Raw genomic sequence first — 17,891 nt, forward strand, 5'->3', positions numbered from 1 at the left:
GGGGGGTGGCTGCCTGTGCGGGCTACCGCAGCCGCTCGTCGAGCACGGCGGCAATCTGCGCCGCGTGCCGGGCATGCAGCATGTCGCCGTGTGCGCAGGGCACTTGGTGGCTTTCGAGACGGCCGGTGAAATGTGCGTGCCACGCGTCGACGGCGGCGGGCTGAGAGGTGCGGGTGGCCGTGAAGAACACGGCGTCCCCGCGGAAGGTGCCAGGTGTGTGCCCGACGCCGAGCCGTACGTGGTCGACGAAGGTCTGGCCGAGTTTGCGGACGGTGTCCTCCGGCAGCCCGGCAAGGGGGCTGTCCGCCGTCGCGGCCAGGCGTATGAAGTCACTCATCGTCAAGGGCGCGGTGGGGTCGACGTCCACAGTCTGGCCCAGGGACAGGAGGAGTTGGGCGAGGATGTCGGCGGATGCGGGGCCGGCGTCCGCGCTCGCCGCGGCCGGATACCCGTCGAGGAGGGCGAGCAGTGCGATGTCTTCGCCGCTGTCCTGGAGGCGGACAGCCATGGCATGGGCGACGAGGGCGCCGAAGGACCAGCCGAGGAGGTGGTACGGCCCGCTGGGCTGTACAGCACGGATCTGGTTGACGTAGTCCTCGGCCATCTCCTCGACGCTGTGCGGGGCTCGCCCGCCCTCGGTCAGGCTCCGCGCCTGGAGTGCGTAGACGGGCCGTCCGGGCTCGATGCCGTCCAACAGGGTGGAGTACACCGCACCGATGCCCGCTCCGGGATGCACGCAGAACAGCGGGGCGCGTGTACCCGTGGCACGCAGCGGCACCAGGGCAGTGAGTCCGTCGTCCCCGGCCGGACCCGTGCGTATGTCGTCCCCGGCCGGGCCGGTGAGACGGGCGGCAAGGGCGGTCACGGTGGGGGCGCTGAAGAGGTCCTGGATGCCGACGTGCAGCCCGAGGTCGCCGGCCACGCGGGCGACGAGCCGGGCCGCGAGCAGGGAGTGCCCGCCGAGGTCGAAGAAGCTGTCGTCGACACCGACCTCGTCCACGTTCAGTACGTCCGCGAATACCGCGCAGAGCTTCTCTTCGCGGGGCGTGGCCGGTTTCCGCCGGGTTCCAGTGGCAGCGTAGTCGGGCGCCGGGAGGGCCCTGCGGTCGAGTTTGCCGTTGACCGTCAACGGCAGCGACTCCAGGACTACCACCGCCGACGGCACCATGTACTCCGGCAGACGCGAGGCAACGAACTCCCGCACAGACCCTGCCACATCAGTGCCGGCCTGCGGACTGGCAGCCTTGTCCGCGACGACGTAAGCGACCAGCCGCTTGTCACCCGGGACGTCCTCGCGGACCAGAACCGCAGCCTGAGCGACCCCCTGGCAGGCGGCGACCGCGGCCTCGACCTCACCCGGCTCGATCCGATAACCACGGATCTTCACCTGATCATCGACGCGCCCCACGAACTCCAGCAGGCCAGCGTCGGTCCAGCGCACCACGTCACCCGTGCGATACATCCGCTCACCCGGCCCCCCGAACGGGCACGCCACGAAGCGTTCCGCCGACAGTCCCGCGCGCCCCCGATAGCCGCGGGCCAGGCCGGCGCCCGCGAGATACAACTCACCCGGCACCCCGGGCGCCACCGGCTGAAGCCCCCCGTCCAGCACGAACGCACGGGTGTTGTCCATCGGACGCCCGATCGGCATCACCTCACCCACCGCCTGCGGATCACGCACCGCGACCTGCGTCGCGCACAACGTCATCTCCGTCGGCCCGTACGTATTACGCACCACCACACCAGGCACCGCACCCAACACCCCACGCACCGCACCCGCCGGCACCACATCCCCACCCGTGCTCACCTCACACAACCCCGCGAACGCCCCCGGATCCTCCTCCGCGATCACCCGGAACAACCCCGCCGTCACATGCACATGCGTCAGGCCATACCGCTCAACCAGCCCACGCAACACCCCACCGTCGAAACCGCCCTCCGGCGCCAGCACCACCGACCCACCCGACAACAACGGCACCCACACCTCATACGTCGACGCATCGAACGAATGCGGCGCCCGCATCAACCCCCGCACCACCCCGTCAAACGCCCAGCACCCATCCCGCACCAGACCAGCCACATCCCCGTGCGACACCCCCACCCCCTTCGGCACCCCCGTCGACCCCGACGTGAACATCACATACACCAACTGCCCCGGCACACACCCCACCGACAACAAACCGGCATCAACCATCCCCTCAACGCCAGCCTCGACATCAGCCCGCACCACCACACCCCCGGCGGCGGCAAACTCCTCGACGAAGGCCAGGTCCTGCGTCCGTTCATCCACCAGCAGCACGCTCACCCGCGCCTGCTCGAACACCACCCGCATCCGCTCCACCGGCGCTCCCGCATCCACCGGCACATACGCACCCCCCGCCTTCACCACAGCCAGCAAAGCCACCACCAACTCCACCGACCGATCCATCACCACACCCACCAACGACTCCGGCCCCACCCCCTCACTCACCAGCACCCGCGCCAACCGGTCCGACCGCTCGTCCAACTCCGCATACGAGACCTCAACGTCCCCGGACACCACCGCGACCGCGTCCGGCGTCCGCGCCACCTGCCGCGCGAACAACCCCGGCAACGTCGCCGGCGGAACGTCCCGAACCGTGTCGTTCCACTCCACCAACACCCGATCCCGCTCCGCCTCGCCCAGAACGGGGACAGTGCGCACCGGCACGGCGGGGTCGGCGGCGACCGCCTCCAGCACCCGCCCCAGACGCTCCACCAAAGCCTCCGCGGTGCCCTGATCGAACAAGTCCGTGGCGAAGACCAGACCGCCGCAGATGCCCGCCGGCTCGCCCGCAGAACCGAAACGTTCAGCGAAGTCGAAGTCCAGGTCGAATTTGGCCGTCGGCAGACCCACGCCAAAGGGCTCGGCCTTGGTTCCGGCGAGTGCGGTCGTCACCATGCCGTCATCGGCGTTCCGCAGACTCATCATGATTTGGAAGAGGGGATGGCGGCTCATCGAGCGTTCCGGCGCGAGCTCCTCCACCAGGCGCTCGAACGGCACATCCTGGTGCGCGAACGCCTCCAGGCCGCGTTCACGCACCCGGTCCAGCACGTCGGCGAACGAGGGGTCACCTGACAGGTCCGTGCGCAGTACCAGTGTGTTGACGAAGAAGCCGACGAGGTCGTCCAGGGCCTCGTCCGTGCGACCCGCCACCGGAGTACCCAGCGGGATGTCGTCACCGGCGCCGAGCCGCGACAGCAGTACCGCGACGGCCGCCTGCAGGACCATGAACATCGTCACGCCCTGCTCACGCGCCAACCGCACCAACCCCGCATGCACGCCTTCGGGAACATCAATCCCCGCCACCGCACCCGTATGCGTGGCCACCGCCGGACGAGACCGGTCAAACGGCAGAACCAGCTCCTGCGGCGCCCCCTGCAGCACCTCACGCCAATAGGACACCTGGCGGGACAGCACACTGTCCGGGTCCGCCAGCTCACCCAGCAGCCCACGCTGCCACAACGCATAGTCCACGTACTGCACCGGCAACGGCTCCCAAGCCGGTTCCCGGCCCGCGCACCGCGCCTCATACGCCACCGCGAGATCCCGCCACAACGGACCCGTCGACCAGCCGTCCGACGCGATGTGATGCATCACCACAACCAGCACGTGCTCCGACTGATCCGGCCCGCTCAGCAACAACGCCCGCACCGGGACCTCGGCCGACAGGTCGAAGGTGTAGGACGCCGCGCGCTCGACCAACTCACCCCACTCCTCCACGCCGGCATGGACGGCCTGGAGGTCGAAGCCGGTCTCCCCGGCCGACAGCACCCGCTGCCACGGCTGACCATCGACCACCGGATACACCGTCCGCAGCACCTCATGCCGCGCCAGCACATCCCCCAACGCCACCCTCAACGCCGCAACATCCACCCTGCCCTTCAGCCGCAACGCCACCGGAACGTTGTAGGTCGCGCTCGGCCCCTCCAGCTGGGCCAGGAACCACAACCGCTGCTGAGCGAACGACAACGGCACCAACTCCGGACGCTCGGCCACCACCACAGCCGGACGCGCCATACCAGCCGCCTCCAGCCGGGCCGCCACACCCGCGACCGTCCGCGCCTCGAACACCACACGCAACGGCACCTCCACACCGAACACCGTGCGAAGACGGCTCACCAACCGCGTCGCCAACAACGAATGCCCACCCAGATCGAAGAAGTCATCGGCGACGCCGACCTGCGGCAACTGCAGGAATTCGGCGAACAGTTCGCACAAAACCTGCTCGATCGCCGTCCGTGGCGCACCGCCCGTCGTGGCGTGACGTTCGGGTTCGGGAAGTGCCGTGCGGTCCAGCTTGCCGTTCTTGGTGAGGGGCAGCTGGTCCAGGACGACGTAGGCCGAGGGCAGCATGTAGTTCGGCAGGAAGTGGGAGAGCCGTGCCCGCAAGACGGTCAGGTCGACTCCGTCCTCACTCGGCACGACGTACCCGGTGAGCCGGTCGCCGGAGTGGACGGTGGCGGCTGCGGCGGCGATTCCGGGCTGCGCTGCCAACACAGCTTCGATCTCACCGAGTTCGACGCGGAACCCGCGGACCTTCACCTGGTTGTCGGCGCGGCCGACGAAGTCGAGCATGCCGTCGGGGCGGCGCCGGACGAGGTCTCCGCTGCGGTACATCCGCTCGCCGGGTGCTCCGAAGGGGTTGGCGACGAAAGAGGACGCGGTGACGGCGCTCCGGCCGAGGTAGCCCCGGGCGAGCAGGTCACCGCCGATGTACAGCTCGCCGGTGACGCCCACGGGCACGGGGTTGAGATGGCCGTCCAGGACATACCACTGGGTGTTCCAGATGGGGCGGCCGATGGTGACACCGCCCTCCGTGACGGAGTCGCCCGGCTCGATGCGGAACTCGGCACAGCCGACCGTGGTCTCGGTGGGGCCGTACTCGTTGACGACCGTGACACCCGGGTTCCGCCGTCGCCACTCCTCCAGGGCGGCGCCGAGGAGCAGTTCCCCTCCCAGAACGAGCTGCTCCCTCGGCGCGCACTCGTCGGGGAGGGCCGCGAAGAGCGCCAGGTGGGTGGGGGTGGCCTTCACGAAAGTGGGTTTCCGCACGCCGGTGGGGGCGTCGAGGTCGACGAGGTGGACCTCTCCGCCGGCGGTGAGCGGGCCCCACAGGCCGGTCACCGTGAGGTCGAAGGCGATCGGCGAGTGCACCAGGGCGCTGCCCGCGATGGCCGGGTAGGCGTGCCGGGCCCAGGCCAGGTAGGCGTTCAGGGACCGGTGTTCGATCACCACACCCTTGGGCCGGCCGGTGGATCCGGAGGTGTAGATGACGTAGGCCGGGTCCGAGGGGCTGGTCGGAGCCGTGCGCTCGGCCGGGGTCAGGGCGTCGTCGCTCAACCGGCCGAGGTGACTGTCCAGATCGTCGAGGAGCAGCCAGTTCGCGTCCGGTAGCAGGTCGGCGAGTTCGGCGGTGGTCAGGGACACCTTGGGAGCGGCGTCGCGCATCATTTGGGCGAGGCGCTCCCGAGGCTGGGCGGGGTCGAGGGGGAGGTAGGCGGCACCGGCCTTCATGACGGCCAACAGGGCGACGACTACGTCCGGGGTGCGGGGCAGGGCCACGGCGACGAAGCATTCCGGGCCGATGCCGTGCGAGACGAGGTGCCGGGCGAGACGGTTGGCCCGGGAGTCGAGGTCGCGGTAGGTCAGCCGGGCGGGTCCGTCCACCACCGCGACGGCGTCGGGGGTGCGCCGGGCCCAGGCTTCGACCAGCGCGGGCACGTTGTCCGCCGGGGTCTCCACCGCGGTGTCGTTCCAACCGACCAGCAACTGGTGACGTTCCGGTCCACCGAGGATGTCCACGGTGCCGACCCGCTGCTGGGGATCGGTCACCATGGCCTCGAGAACACGCAGGAGGCGTCCCCCGATGCTCTCCGCGGTGCCTCGGTCGAACAAGTCGGCGGAATATTCGAGCACACCTTCCATTCCGGCCGGACAGCCGCTCCCGTCGGTCCGTTCGAAGATCGCGAACGAAAGGTCGAACTTGGCGATGTCCATCTCCAGCGGTTCCTCCCGGCTGGTCAGCCCGGGAAGGAGCAGTTCGCCCTCGGCGTTGTTGTGGAAGGTCAGCATCACCTGGAACAAGGGGTGCCTGGCCATCGAACGGGGCGGGTTGAGGGCCTCCACCAGCCGTTCGAAGGGGATGTCCTGGTTCTCGTACGCGGCCAGGTCCATCAGGCGGACGCGTTCCAGCAGTTCCTGGAAGGTGGGAGAGCCCGACAGGTCGGTCCGCAGGACGAGGGTGTTGACGAAGAACCCGATCAGTCCCTCCAGCGCCTCGTCGGTCCGTCCGGCGATCGCCGTGCCGATGGGGATGTCGGTGCCCGCACCGAGACGGCTGAGCAGGGCGGCGATCGCCGTCTGGATCACCATGAACACACTGGCGCGGGACTCACGGGCCAAGCGGACGACACCGGCGTGCAGTTCGGCCGGCACGCGCAGCGGGACGGTGCTGCCGCGGTAGCCGGCCACAGCCGGGCGCGGGCGGTCGTACGGCAGGTCTAGCTGCTCGGGGAGGCCCGCCAGTGCCTCTCTCCAGAAGTCGAGTTGCCGTTCGGCCAGACTGCCCGGGGTGGCCTCGTTGCCGAGCAGGTCGCGCTGCCACAGCGCGTAGTCTGCGTACTGGACGGGAAGCGGAGCCCAGTCCGGCTCCTCACCCGAACGGCGGGCCCGGTAGGCGGTGCCGAGGTCGCCCAGGAGCGGGGCGAGGGACCAGCCGTCAGCCGCGATGTGGTGCAACGTCAGCACCAGCATGTGGTCGTCGGCGGCGACCGTGAACAGCCAGGCCTTCAGCGGGGGTTCGACGGCGATGTCGAACCGCCAGTGCGCGGCGCGGTCCACGGCCTGGCGCAGGGCGTCAGGGGTCGCGGTGGTGCCCGTCTCCAGGACGGTGGGGACGTCGGCGGGGTCCAGGACGCGCTGGCAGAGTGTGCCCTCGTCCCAGGTGAAAACGGTGCGCAGCGACTCGTGCCGCGCCACGACGTCCGCGAGGGCGGCCGCGAGGGCGGCTTGGTCCACCGGGCCGGTCAGGCGGAACGCCAGCGGCGTGTTGTACGTGGCGCTCGGCCCCTCCATGTCGGCCAGGAACCACAACCGCTGCTGCGCGAACGACAGGGGGACCTGCTCCGGTCGTTCGACCGTGTGCAGAGCGGGGCGCATGTGCTGTGTTCCGGCGTCCGTCAGATGACCGTCGAGCGCGGCGACACTGGAGTACTGGAAGAGGGTGCGGACGGACACCTCCAGGCCCAGCGCGGATCTGATCCTGCTGACCAGTCGCGTGGCCAGCAGCGAGTGCCCGCCGAGAGCGAAGAAGTCGTCGTCGATCGAGACCCGCCGGCGCTCCAGCGTCTCGGCGAACAGGCCGCAGAGGATCTCCTCCCTGGGCGTGCGCGGAGCCCGCCCACCGCTGTCGGAGGCGAAGTCGGGAGCGGGCAGTGCGGTGCGGTCGACCTTACCGTTGGCGGTGACGGGGAGCCGTTCCAGGCGGACCACGGCAGCGGGGACCATGTAGTCGGGCAGCCGTCGTGCGGTGTGGGCCCGCAACTCGTCGGCGGTCACGGACTCTTCGGTCGCCACATGGGCGACCAATCGCTTGTCGCCGGAGCCGTCCCGAAGGACGGAGACGGCGACTTGGCGCACGTCCGGGTGGTCCGCCAACGCGGCCTCAACTTCGCCGAGTTCGACGCGGAAACCGCGGATCTTGACCTGTCCGTCGGCACGGCCCACGAATTCCAGCAGCCCGCCCGCCGTCCAGCGCACCAGGTCGCCGGTCCGGTACATGCGTTTGCCGTGCGTGTCGAACGGGCAGGCCACGAACCGCTCCGCCGTCAGTCCCGGCCGGCCCAGGTAGCCGCGGGCGAGGCCGGGCCCGCCGATGTACAGCTCGCCCGCCACCCCGGCGGGAACGGGCTGGAGGAACTCGTCGAGCACCAGCAGCCGGGCGTTGTCCAGGGCCTGGCCGAGGGGTACGGTCGCGGGCACCTCGGCCGCGTCGGACATCACGTGCCACGTCTTGATGGCGCTCGTCTCGGTCGGGCCGTAGACGGCGACGACCTCGGTGCCCGGGCACGCCGTCAGCAGGGCGCGGACCGCCGCGGGCGACACGATGTCTCCGCCGGCCCACACCTCGCGGACCCCCTGGAAGACTTCGGGCGCCTCGGACGCCAGGATCTGGAACAGGCCCGACGGGGCCTGCACGACGCTGGGCCGCGACTCGGTCACCGTCGCGACGAGCGTCGCGATGTCGAGCGGTCCGGGTGGCGCCAGGACGATGCAGCCGCCGGTGGCCAGGGGCGCCCACAGCTCCGTCGTGGAGGCGTCGAACGCGCTCGGCGCGTGCATCAGGACGCGCTCGTGACTGCCCTTCCAGAAACGCCCGTTGGCCAGCAGATCGACGACGTTGCGGTGGCTGGTGCCGACGCCCTTCGGCTTTCCGGTGGATCCTGAGGTGAACATCACATAGATCAGCTGGTCGGGCTGGACGGTGATCCCCGGGTCGCCGTCGTCTGCGTGATCGCCGGCCGGCTCGTCCGCGATGTCAGCCGTCTCGCAAGGGCTGTTCTCGGTCACCGGGTGGTGTCGGTGGGCCGTGTCGACGAGAAGAAGCGAGGATGCCGTGTCCCTCAGGATGGCCTCGAGACGGGCGAGCGGGTAGCGGTCGTCCAGGGGGACATAGGTGCCTCCGGCCTTCACCACGGCCACTGTGGCGACGATCTGCTCGACGCCGCGGTCCATCAGGATGGCGACCGGGTCTTCCGGCGCTATTCCTCGGGCGATCAGCCGACGGGCCAGCCGGTTGGCGCGAGCGTTCAGTTCGGCGTACGTCAGGTTCACACCGCCGCCCGTCACGGCGATGGCGTCGGGGGCCGACGTGGCCTGTGCCTCGAAGAGCTGGTGGACACACTGCTCGGGCAGGTGGGCCGTGCGAGCCGTGGTCCGGGAGGCGAGCAGGTGGTCGCGCTCGTCCGGTGCCAGGATGTCGATCGCGCCGAGCCGCACGTCGGGCCGGCTCGCGACGGTCCGGAGGATCCGGGCCAGCCGGTCCGCGAGGACACGTACCGTGTCCTCGTCGAAGAGGTCGGTGGCATAGACGACCGCCGAGGAGATGCCCGCGGGGGCACCGGTCGGCGCATGGGTCTCCTCGAACGTGAAGTTGAGGTCGTACTGGGCGCGGAACTCCTCAGGTGTCTCCAGCTCGCCGTCCAGGCCGGGCACGTACGCGTCGGTCTGCCGGTTGCTGAAGGTGATCATGGTCTGCACGAAGGGGTGACGGGCAGCCACTCGGGGCGGGTTGAGGTGCTCCACCAGGCTCTCGAAGGGCGCCTCCTGGTGCGAGAACGCCTCCAGGTCCACCTCCCGCACCCGGCCGAGCAGTTCGGCGAAGGACGGGTCACCGGTGGTATCGGTCCGCAGCACCAGTGTGTTCACGAAGAACCCGACCAGATCCTCGAGCGCCTCGTCGCCGCGCCCGGCGGTCGGGGACCCTAGCGGGATGTCTCGTCCCGCGCCGAGCCGGGTGTACAGCGTCGCCACCGCTGCCTGCACCACCATGAACACGCTCACCCCGTGGTCAGCGGCCAGCCGCAGCAGCTTCTCATGGGTCGTGGCGTCCACGTCGAAGGCGATCCGGCCACCCCGGTACGACGGCACCACGCGCCGTGGCCGGTCGTACGGCAGTGCCAGTTCCTCCGGGACGCCGGCCAGCGCGTCGCGCCAGTACGCGAGATGGCCGCCGAGCGGGCTCTCCTCGTCACGTGCCGAGCCCAGCAGCTCCCGCTGCCACAGGGTGTAGTCGGCGTACTGCACCGGCAGCGGCGCCGCGTCAGGGGCGGCACCCGCGGCCCGCGCCGCGTACGCCGACCCGAGGTCCCGGAGCAGGGGGCCGAGGGAGGCCCCGTCGCTCGCGATGTGGTGCAGCAGCAGTACCAGCACGCGGGTGCCACCCGGCTCGGACAGCAGCCACGCGCGCACCGGGATGTCGGCCGAAAGGTCGAACACCCACCCCTCAGCGGCGCGCACGGCGGCCTTCAGGCCGGGCTCGTCGGCACACTCCCGCACGTCGAGGACCGGGCGGGCGTCCGCCACGTCCAGTACACGCTGATGGGGCTGTCCCTCCACCACGGGAAGGACGGTCCGCAGGCTCTCGTGCCGCGCGACCAGGTCGTGCAACGCGCGTTCCAGCGCGTCCGTGTCGACAGGACCGCGCAACCGCACCGCCACGGGGGTGTTGTACAGAGCACTCGCGCCTTCGAACTGCTCGACGAACCACAGTCGTTGCTGCGCGTAGGAGAGCGGTACCGCGTCCGGCCGCGGACGCGCGACCAGAGCGGGCCGGGACTCCTCCAGCTGCCCCAGGCGCCTGGCGAGCCCGGCGACCGTCGGTGACTCGAATACCGCCCGGATCGGCAGCTCGACCCCGAGCACGGACCGGATGCGGCTCACCAGGCGGGTCGCGAGGAGCGAGTGCCCGCCCAGGGAGAAGAAGTCCTCGTCCACTCCGACAGCGGGTACGTCGAGCGCCTCGGCGAACACCCTGCACAGGGCTTCCTCCCGGGGCGTCCGCGGTCCGCGACCGGAGCCGGCGGCCGTCGCGTACTGCGGGCGCGGCAGCGCCTTGGTGTCGAGCTTGCCGTTCACCGTCAGGGGCAGGGCGTCCAGTGTCACCACGGCCGCCGGCACCAGGTAGTCCGGCAGCCGAGAGGCCACGAAGTCCCGAGCCTCGGCGGTCGTCAGGGCGTCCTCGCCCACGGGGACAACGTAGGCGACGAGGCGCTTGTCACCGGGGGTGTCCTCCCGGACGACGACCGTGGCCTGGGCAACCTGGTCGTGCGAGGACAGCACCGCTTCCACCTCGCCGGGTTCGATGCGGAAACCGCGGATCTTCACCTGCTGATCCGCACGCCCCACGAACTCCAGCTCACCGTCCGCCGTCCACCGGACGACATCACCCGTCCGGTACAGCCGCCCGCCCGCGCCGCCGAAGGGATCCGCCACGAACCGCTCAGCGGTCTTTCCCGGACGCCCCGCATACCCCCGCGCCAGCTGCCCGCCCGACACGTACAGCTCACCGGCCACACCAGCCGGCACCGGCCGCAGCACATCGTCCAGCACATAGAGGCCCAGACCCGGAAGACCACGTCCGATCGGGCTCGTACCCCGGCTCCGGCCCGTCGTTCCGGCGTCCAGCACCAGCCGCGTGCCATGGACAGTGATCTCCGTGATGCCGTACATGTTCACCAGCGCGGGTCCGCCGTCACCCCGGCGAGCCCACCACTCCCCCAGCCGTCCCACATCCAGACCCTCACCGCCGAACACGACCCAGCGCAGGGCGAGTTCGGCGCCCGGGTGCTCCGCGTCGGCCCTCATCAACTGGTAGAAGGCGGACGGCGTCTGGTTCAGCACCGTCACCCGTTCCCGCGCCAGCAGGTCCAGGAACTCACGCGGTGACCGCGACACCTCGAACGGCACCACCACCAACCGGCCGCCGTACAGCAAGGCGCCCCACATCTCCCACACCGAGAAGTCGAACGCGTACGAGTGGAACCACGTCCACACGTCGGAGGCGTCGAACCCGAACCACTCACGGTTCGCCTCGAACAAGCGCGCCACATTCACATGCGGCACCACCACCCCCTTCGGCTCCCCCGTCGACCCCGACGTGTAGATCACGTACGCCGCGTGGTCACCCCGCAGCACACCCCTGCGTTCACCGTCGGCGATCGGCGCCGCGTCGAGGCCGCCGGCCCGAGGATCGGCGACCGACACCCACACCGGCCCGCCGTCCGCCACCGGCTCCAGCCGCCCCACCGCGTCCGCGTCGCCCAGCACCACCAGCGGCCGGGCGTCCCGCAACGTCCGCCGGATCCTCTCCACCGGATAGCCCGGGTCCACCGCCACATACGCGCCACCGGCCTTCAGCACCGCCAGCAAGGCCACCACCAGATCGGCGGACCGGCCCATCACCACACCCACCAACGACTCCGGCCCCACACCGCACTCGATCAGCAGTCGAGCCAGCCGATTGGACCGGGCGTCCAGCTCTCCGTAGGTCAGCACCTCCTCCCCGTCCACCACCGCCACCGCACCCGGCGTCCGCTCGGCCTGTACCGCGAACAACGCGGGCAGCGTCGCCGAGACGGCCGGCCCCTCGACCCCGCTCCACTCCGCGAGCAGCTGCCGTCGTTCCGCCGGCTCCAGGATGTCGATGGCGCTCAGGGACGCATCCGGCTGTCCCGCGACCGCGGTCAGGATTCGGGTCAGCCGTCGGGCGAAGCCGGCCACGGTCGCCTCGTCGAACACGTCCGTGGCGAACTCGATGTGGCCGGTGACGCCGACGGGATCCCCGGCGTCGGTGTACTCCTCGTCGAAGTCGAAGAGGAGGTCGAACTTGGCCACGTTCAGGTCGACGAGTTCCAGGCGGTAGCCGAGGTCACCGATGCGGTCGGGAAGGGACTGCATGCCGTTGAGGGTGATCACGGTCTGCACGAAGGGGTGGCGGGCGGCCACCCGGGGCGGGTTGAGGTGCTCCACCAGGCTCTCGAAAGGCGCCTCCTGGTGCGAGAACGCCTCCAGGTCCACCTCCCGCACCCGGCCGAGCAGTTCGGTGAAGGACGGGTCGCCCGAAGTGTCGGTCCGCAGCACCAGCGTGTTCACGAAGAACCCGACGAGGTCTTTGAGCGCGTCTTCGTCGCGCCCCGCGACCACGGCGCCCAGGGGCAGGTCGCAGCCCGCGCCCAGGCGTGTGTACAGTGCCGCCACGGCGGCCTGCATTACCATGAACATGCTCACACGCTGCTCGGCGGCCAGCCGCACCAGGTCGGCGTGCACCGCCCCGTCCAGCTCGAACGCGACCCGCGCTCCCCGGTACGACGGCACGAGCCGCCGCGGACGGTCGTACGGCAGCGCCAGTTCCTCCGGCGCTCCCTCCAAGGTGTCCCGCCAGTAAGCCAGCTGGTCATCCAGCAGGCTGTCCTTGTCGCCCGCCGTTCCCAGCAGTTCCCGCTGCCACAGCGCGTAGTCCGCGTACTGCACCGGCAGGGGTGCCCAGTCCGGCGCCACACCCCGCACGCGCGCCTCGTAGGCGCGGCCGAGATCGCGCAGCAGGGGGCCGAAGGACCAGCCGTCGCTGGCGATGTGGTGCAGCAGGAGGACCAGGGTCCAGGCAGGACCCGGCTCGGACAGCAGCCACGCGCGGACGGGTACGTCGGTCGAGAGGTCGAACACCGACTCCGAGACCTTCCGCACCTCCCGCGCCAGCTCGGCCGCGTCCGCGCACTCCCGCAGTTCGAACAGCCCGCCCAGATCCCCCGGGTCCAGGACACGCTGATGCGGCTGCCCGTCCGCCTCGGCGAAGACGGTTCGCAGACTCTCGTGCCGGGTCACCACATCGTGCAGTGCCTGCTCCAGAGCACCGGCGTCCACGACCCCGTCCAGCCGCACGACCGCCGGCGCGTTGTAAAGCGCGCTCGAGCCCTCGAACTGCTCGATGAACCAGAGCCGTTGCTGGGCGAAGGACAGCGGGATCATTGTGTTCCTCCTGCGGAACGAAGTCTGCTGGGGTGTCCGGCGGTCTGGCGCACGCCGGCTAGGAGCCGGTGTCGGTCTCGATCGCGCTCACGGCGACCAGGCGGCCTGTGCCCGTCTCGCGCATGGCCATGTCCGCGATCTCGACGCCCGGTCGTTCCCGGCTGATCCATCGGCGGACGGAGATGGTGAACACCGAACCGGGGTCGGCGTTGCCGTAGTAGCCGATCTGCTGGTCGGTGACCTTGCGCCGCAGGAACTGCTCGTCGGTGCGGCCGAGCGAGCGCCACAGGCGCAGCAGAGCCGTGTCGAAGATGGAGAAGTAGGACGCGAAGTACATCAGGCCGGCGCCGTTGAGGTCTCGCACGACGTCGAGCGCGTACTCGACGGTGTGGACCGGGCCGTCCTCGACGAAGCCCGGTGGACCGACGGGGTGGAAACTGCCCGCGGCGCGGGCCTTGCCGGCGAGAGCGCGCGGCGAGTACCGGTTCGGCAGGTGGGGCAGGTCGGTGGAGGCGAAGTCCGCGGGGCAGATCTGTGCCAGACCGCGATTGCTGCCACTGCTGGAGCGGGCGATCCAGCGGTTGAAGTTCTCGGCGTACAGGCAGTCCGGGTGCGGCCGCTCGTACACCTCGAAGGGGTCCAGCGGCTCTTCGTGCAGTCGCAGATCGGCCGGTGCGAGCCGGTGCAGGGTGAGCGTGGAGCCGCTGCCGAGCTGGAACACCCGTGAGGTGACGTGGAGTTCGTCTCCGAAGGTGAGTCCGTGGGGGTGAACGATCCGTCCGCCGTGCACGTGGAAGTAGTAGAAGGACAGGTAGGCGGGGTCGCCGCCCGGGGTGCGCGCCGAGTGCACGTTCATGCGGCACGCGTCCGCGACGGCCTCCCATGTCCAGTCCCCGATGCGGCCGAACAGCAGTGATCCACCGCTGCACATGCCCGGCGCGACGATCACATGGCGCGAGCGTGGCCGCACCGCCGAGGCTTCGATCGTGTTCATTCGCCCTCCGTACCTTCAGGGCCGGCGATCGCCCAGGGCCGTGTGGTGCGCCAGGTCGCGGCGGCTTCGAGGAAGATGTCGTTGTCCTGTGCGGAGCCGATGGTCACGCGGACGCCCTCGCCCGGGAACACGCGGACGGCGATGCCCCGGCGAGCGCACCACCGGCCGAACACGGCCGCGTCCTCACCCACCGGGAGCCACAGGAAGTTGGCCTCGCTGGCGGGTATCGCCCAGCCGTCCCGCACGAGGGCCTCGTGGACACGGGTGCGTTCGGCGACCGTGGCATCGACCCGGCACGTCATCTGGTCGCGGAGTGCGAGTGCTTCGACCGCCGCCTCCTGTGCGACGGTGCTCACCGCGTACGCCAGGCACGCCTTGCGTAATCTGTGCACCACGCGGCCGTCCCCGACGAGATAGCCGATCCGCAGTCCTGCGAGTCCGTAGGCCTTGGAGAAAGTCCGCAGAACCACCAGGTTCGGGTGCGCGGCGCCGTACTCGAGCCCGCTCGTCGCGGCCGGGGCGCGGACGTACTCGTAGTACGCCTCGTCCAGGACCACCAGGCAGGTGGACGGTACCCGGGTCAGGAAGCGCGCGAGTTCGCCGGGGTCGGCGATCGTCCCGGTGGGGTTGTTGGGATTGCAGACGACCATCATCCGGGTGTGCGGGGTGATGCGGTCGGCCATGCTCCGTAGGTCGTGGGCACCGTCGACGAGCGGCACGGCGACGCAGGTGACGCCGGCGAGGGCGGCCAGGACGGGGTAGAGCTCGAACGACGGCCAGGCGTGGATGACTTCGGCTCCGGGTTCGGCGACCGCCTGGAACAGCGTCTGCAACAGGGCGACGGATCCCGCGCCGACCGCGATGCGGTCCTCGTCGGCACCGTGCGCCCCGGCGAGCGCCCGGATCAGCCCGCCGCAGCCGGGGTCCGGGTAGCGGTTGACCGAGGCTCCCGCCCGTGTGATCGCGTCAATGATGCCGGGCAGGGGCCGGTCGGGCGACTCGTTCGCCGACAGCAGGCGGGGGCGCTGCCGCGCCGCGTACACGCCTTCGGACGGCTGGTAGCCCGGCATGGTGTCGAGCAGCGCGCGCAGTCGGGGGAGGGACATGGAGCTCCAAGGCAGTGGGATGTCGCCGGTGAGCTTCGCGCTCAGGCACGTTCCTGTCGTTCGGCCACCAGGTGTGCCATCTCGGCGATGGTGGTGGTGTCCAGGAGTTCGTAGTCCTGGATGTCGATGCCGAGACGCTTGCTCAGCACCTGCGCCAGTTCGAGCGCCGCGAGGGAGTCCAGTCCGACCTCTTCGCGGGTGGCGGTCGGCAGGACGTCCTCCTCCCGCACCTGGAGGTCGTCCACCAGGATGCCCTTGAGCACTTCGTACACGGTCTTCCCTTCTGTGTGCTGCGGCGGAATGTCGTGGGGTTCAGCCCTTGGGGCCCTCTCGCAGGGCGAGGGCGACGTCCACGATGAGGTCTTCCTGGCCCGCGACGGCTTGGCGTCGGCCGAGTTCGAAGAAGACGTCGCGCGGGTCGACGCCCTCGCGCCGTGAGACGTCGAGGACGCGGCTCTTGAAACCGGAGAACACACCGGCGAGGCCGCTGACGACGGCCACCGAGTCGATGGTCGGCGGCGCCGGCATCAGGTCGCGTTCGGCGACGTCGGCGGCGTCGAGGAGGCCGTACAGGTCGATGCCGGTCCGGTGGCCCATGCGCTCCAGCACCGGCACGAGGACTTCGAGCTGGGTGTTGCCTGCACCGGCTCCGAAGCCCCGGGCGCAGGCGTCGAGCGTGCTCGCGCCCGCCTCTACCGCGGCGATGGAGTTGGCGACCGCCATGCCGAGGTTGTTGTGGCCGTGGAAGGCCACCGGCACGTCGACGGCCTCACGGATGGCGGTGATGCGCTCGGTGACGTCGGCGGGCAGGTAGTGGCCCGCGGAGTCGAAGATGCCGACCGCGTTCGCCCCGTACTCGACGAGCCGGGCGCACTCCCGGGCGAGCCGCTCGGGTGTGGCCATGTGGCTCATGAGCAGGACACCCTGTGCTTCGACTCCCGCGTCGCGCAGGAAGCCGAGATGCCGTTCAGCGAGGTCGCTCTCGGTGCAGTGCGTGCCGATACGAACGACGTCGACCTCGTGCGCGATGGCCTTGCGCAGGTCGGCGGTGGTACCCCAGCCGGGCAGCATGAAGACGGCCATCCGGCTGCTGGTGAGGGCCTCGCGGACCACCGCCAGCATGTTGTCGTCGTCGAGACGGGCCTGCCCGGCCTGGAGGGAGGAGGCGCCGAGACCGTTGCCGTGGCCCACCTCCACGACGGGGACGCCCGCGGTGTCGGCGGCCTCCGCGTAAGCGCGCAACTGCTCGGCTCCCAGTTGATGGCGCACCGCGTGGTGGCCGTCGCGCAGGGACGGATCGTGGATCAGGACGTGTCCGCGGCTGTCCGCCGGCCGCTGCGTCGAGGTGTTCATACCGTCTCCCCCGGGGCGCGGGTGAACCCGGCCGCCGCGTACCGCTCGGCGACCTGGATCGCGGCGGAGTTGATGATGTCGAGATTGCCCGCGTACGACGGGATGCGGCCCCCGGAGGAGGTGACCTCCACGGCGACGAAGGCGCGGCCGTCGGAGACCTCGCAGACCGACACGGCATAGCCCGCCGCGAACGTCCGGACGTCGGCGGCAGCGGCGGCAACGGCCGCGCGCACCGATTCCCCGTCCAGGCCTTCGCCGATCAGGGACATGGCAACCCGGAAGGTGGCGGGCGGCCGGGCCGGGCTGACGTTGAGCATCGCCTTGACGTCCTTGACACCGGTGAAGGACCGCACGGCGTCCTGTGTGGTGTCGACGTACTCGTCGAGGTTGAGCCGTGTCGAGCGGCCGACGCTCAGGCTGGCGGCGGTCGTCACGACCTCGATGTAATCGACCCTGTGTTGCCGGGTGATCGCGTGCAGGATCGGCACGGATGCCTGGCCGCCGCAGCTGACCATGTTGACGTCGCCGTGCTCCGGCAGGTCCTCGCCGTTGACGCTCGGCACGATCATCCGGCCCACCCTGCTCGGTGTGAGATCCACGAGCAGGGTCCGCGAGCGACCGAGCAGTTCGGCGTGTTCGGCGTGGGCCAGGGCGTTGGTGGCGTCGAAGACGATGTCGAAGGGTTCGTCGGTGCCGATGAGCGCGTGGATGCCGTCGGCGGACGTGGGCAGGCCGAGGTCGGCGGCCTGACGCAGCCCCCGGGTGCTCGGTTCACGCCCCACGACGAGTCCGCAGTCGAGCACGTCCGAGTCCATGATCTTGGCGGCGAGGTCGACGCCGATCAATCCGGCTCCGAGCACCGCAGCGGTCGGCCGCGCTTGTCGCTTCATGA

General features: G+C 70.4%; 6 protein-coding genes. All 6 read right to left on the minus strand.

Annotation, left to right across the window (positions count from 1 at the left end):
- Window positions 1–22: 22 nt before the first annotated feature.
- The 6 genes from ACZ5DC_RS37090 to ACZ5DC_RS37115 are packed head-to-tail and all read right to left on the minus strand — an operon-like array spanning window position 23 to window position 17,889.
- Complete coding sequence (locus tag ACZ5DC_RS37090) at window positions 23–13,546, minus strand: amino acid adenylation domain-containing protein (protein ID WP_468660291.1); 13,524 nt, start codon at window positions 13,544–13,546, stop codon at window positions 23–25.
- Between the two features lie 58 nt (window positions 13,547–13,604).
- Entirely contained in the window at window positions 13,605–14,540 is a 936-nt protein-coding gene (locus tag ACZ5DC_RS37095) for an LnmK family bifunctional acyltransferase/decarboxylase (RefSeq protein WP_468660293.1), read from the minus strand.
- On the minus strand, window positions 14,537–15,646 hold the full coding sequence (locus ACZ5DC_RS37100; protein ID WP_468660295.1) for a histidinol-phosphate transaminase: 1,110 nt from the start codon (window positions 15,644–15,646) through the stop codon (window positions 14,537–14,539). Before ACZ5DC_RS37100 ends, ACZ5DC_RS37095 begins: the two co-directional genes overlap by 4 nt.
- Window positions 15,647–15,687: 41 nt before the next feature.
- On the minus strand, window positions 15,688–15,918 hold the full coding sequence (locus ACZ5DC_RS37105; protein WP_468660297.1) for an acyl carrier protein: 231 nt from the start codon (window positions 15,916–15,918) through the stop codon (window positions 15,688–15,690).
- 40 nt (window positions 15,919–15,958) lie between these two features.
- A complete protein-coding gene (gene dmpG / locus ACZ5DC_RS37110) occupies window positions 15,959–16,999 on the minus strand; it encodes a 4-hydroxy-2-oxovalerate aldolase (RefSeq protein ID WP_468660299.1) in 1,041 nt (346 codons plus the stop codon).
- Complete coding sequence (locus ACZ5DC_RS37115) at window positions 16,996–17,889, minus strand: acetaldehyde dehydrogenase (acetylating) (RefSeq protein ID WP_468660301.1); 894 nt, start codon at window positions 17,887–17,889, stop codon at window positions 16,996–16,998. The genes dmpG and ACZ5DC_RS37115 overlap by 4 nt, the downstream gene beginning before the upstream one ends.
- Window positions 17,890–17,891 lie beyond the last annotated feature (2 nt).

Source organism: Streptomyces sp. NPDC031445 (assembly GCF_055581365.1).

What these genes read in the sequence shown, in the direction of transcription:
- ACZ5DC_RS37095 (WP_468660293.1), bottom strand. Translation starts at nt 14,540, where the DNA reads ATGAACACGATCGAAGCCTCGGCGGTGCGGCCACGCTCGCGCCATGTG.
- ACZ5DC_RS37100 (WP_468660295.1), bottom strand. Translation starts at nt 15,646, where the DNA reads ATGTCCCTCCCCCGACTGCGCGCGCTGCTCGACACCATGCCGGGCTAC.
- ACZ5DC_RS37115 (WP_468660301.1), bottom strand. Translation starts at nt 17,889, where the DNA reads ATGAAGCGACAAGCGCGGCCGACCGCTGCGGTGCTCGGAGCCGGATTG.
- ACZ5DC_RS37090 (WP_468660291.1), bottom strand. Translation starts at nt 13,546, where the DNA reads ATGATCCCGCTGTCCTTCGCCCAGCAACGGCTCTGGTTCATCGAGCAG.
- dmpG (WP_468660299.1), bottom strand. Translation starts at nt 16,999, where the DNA reads ATGAACACCTCGACGCAGCGGCCGGCGGACAGCCGCGGACACGTCCTG.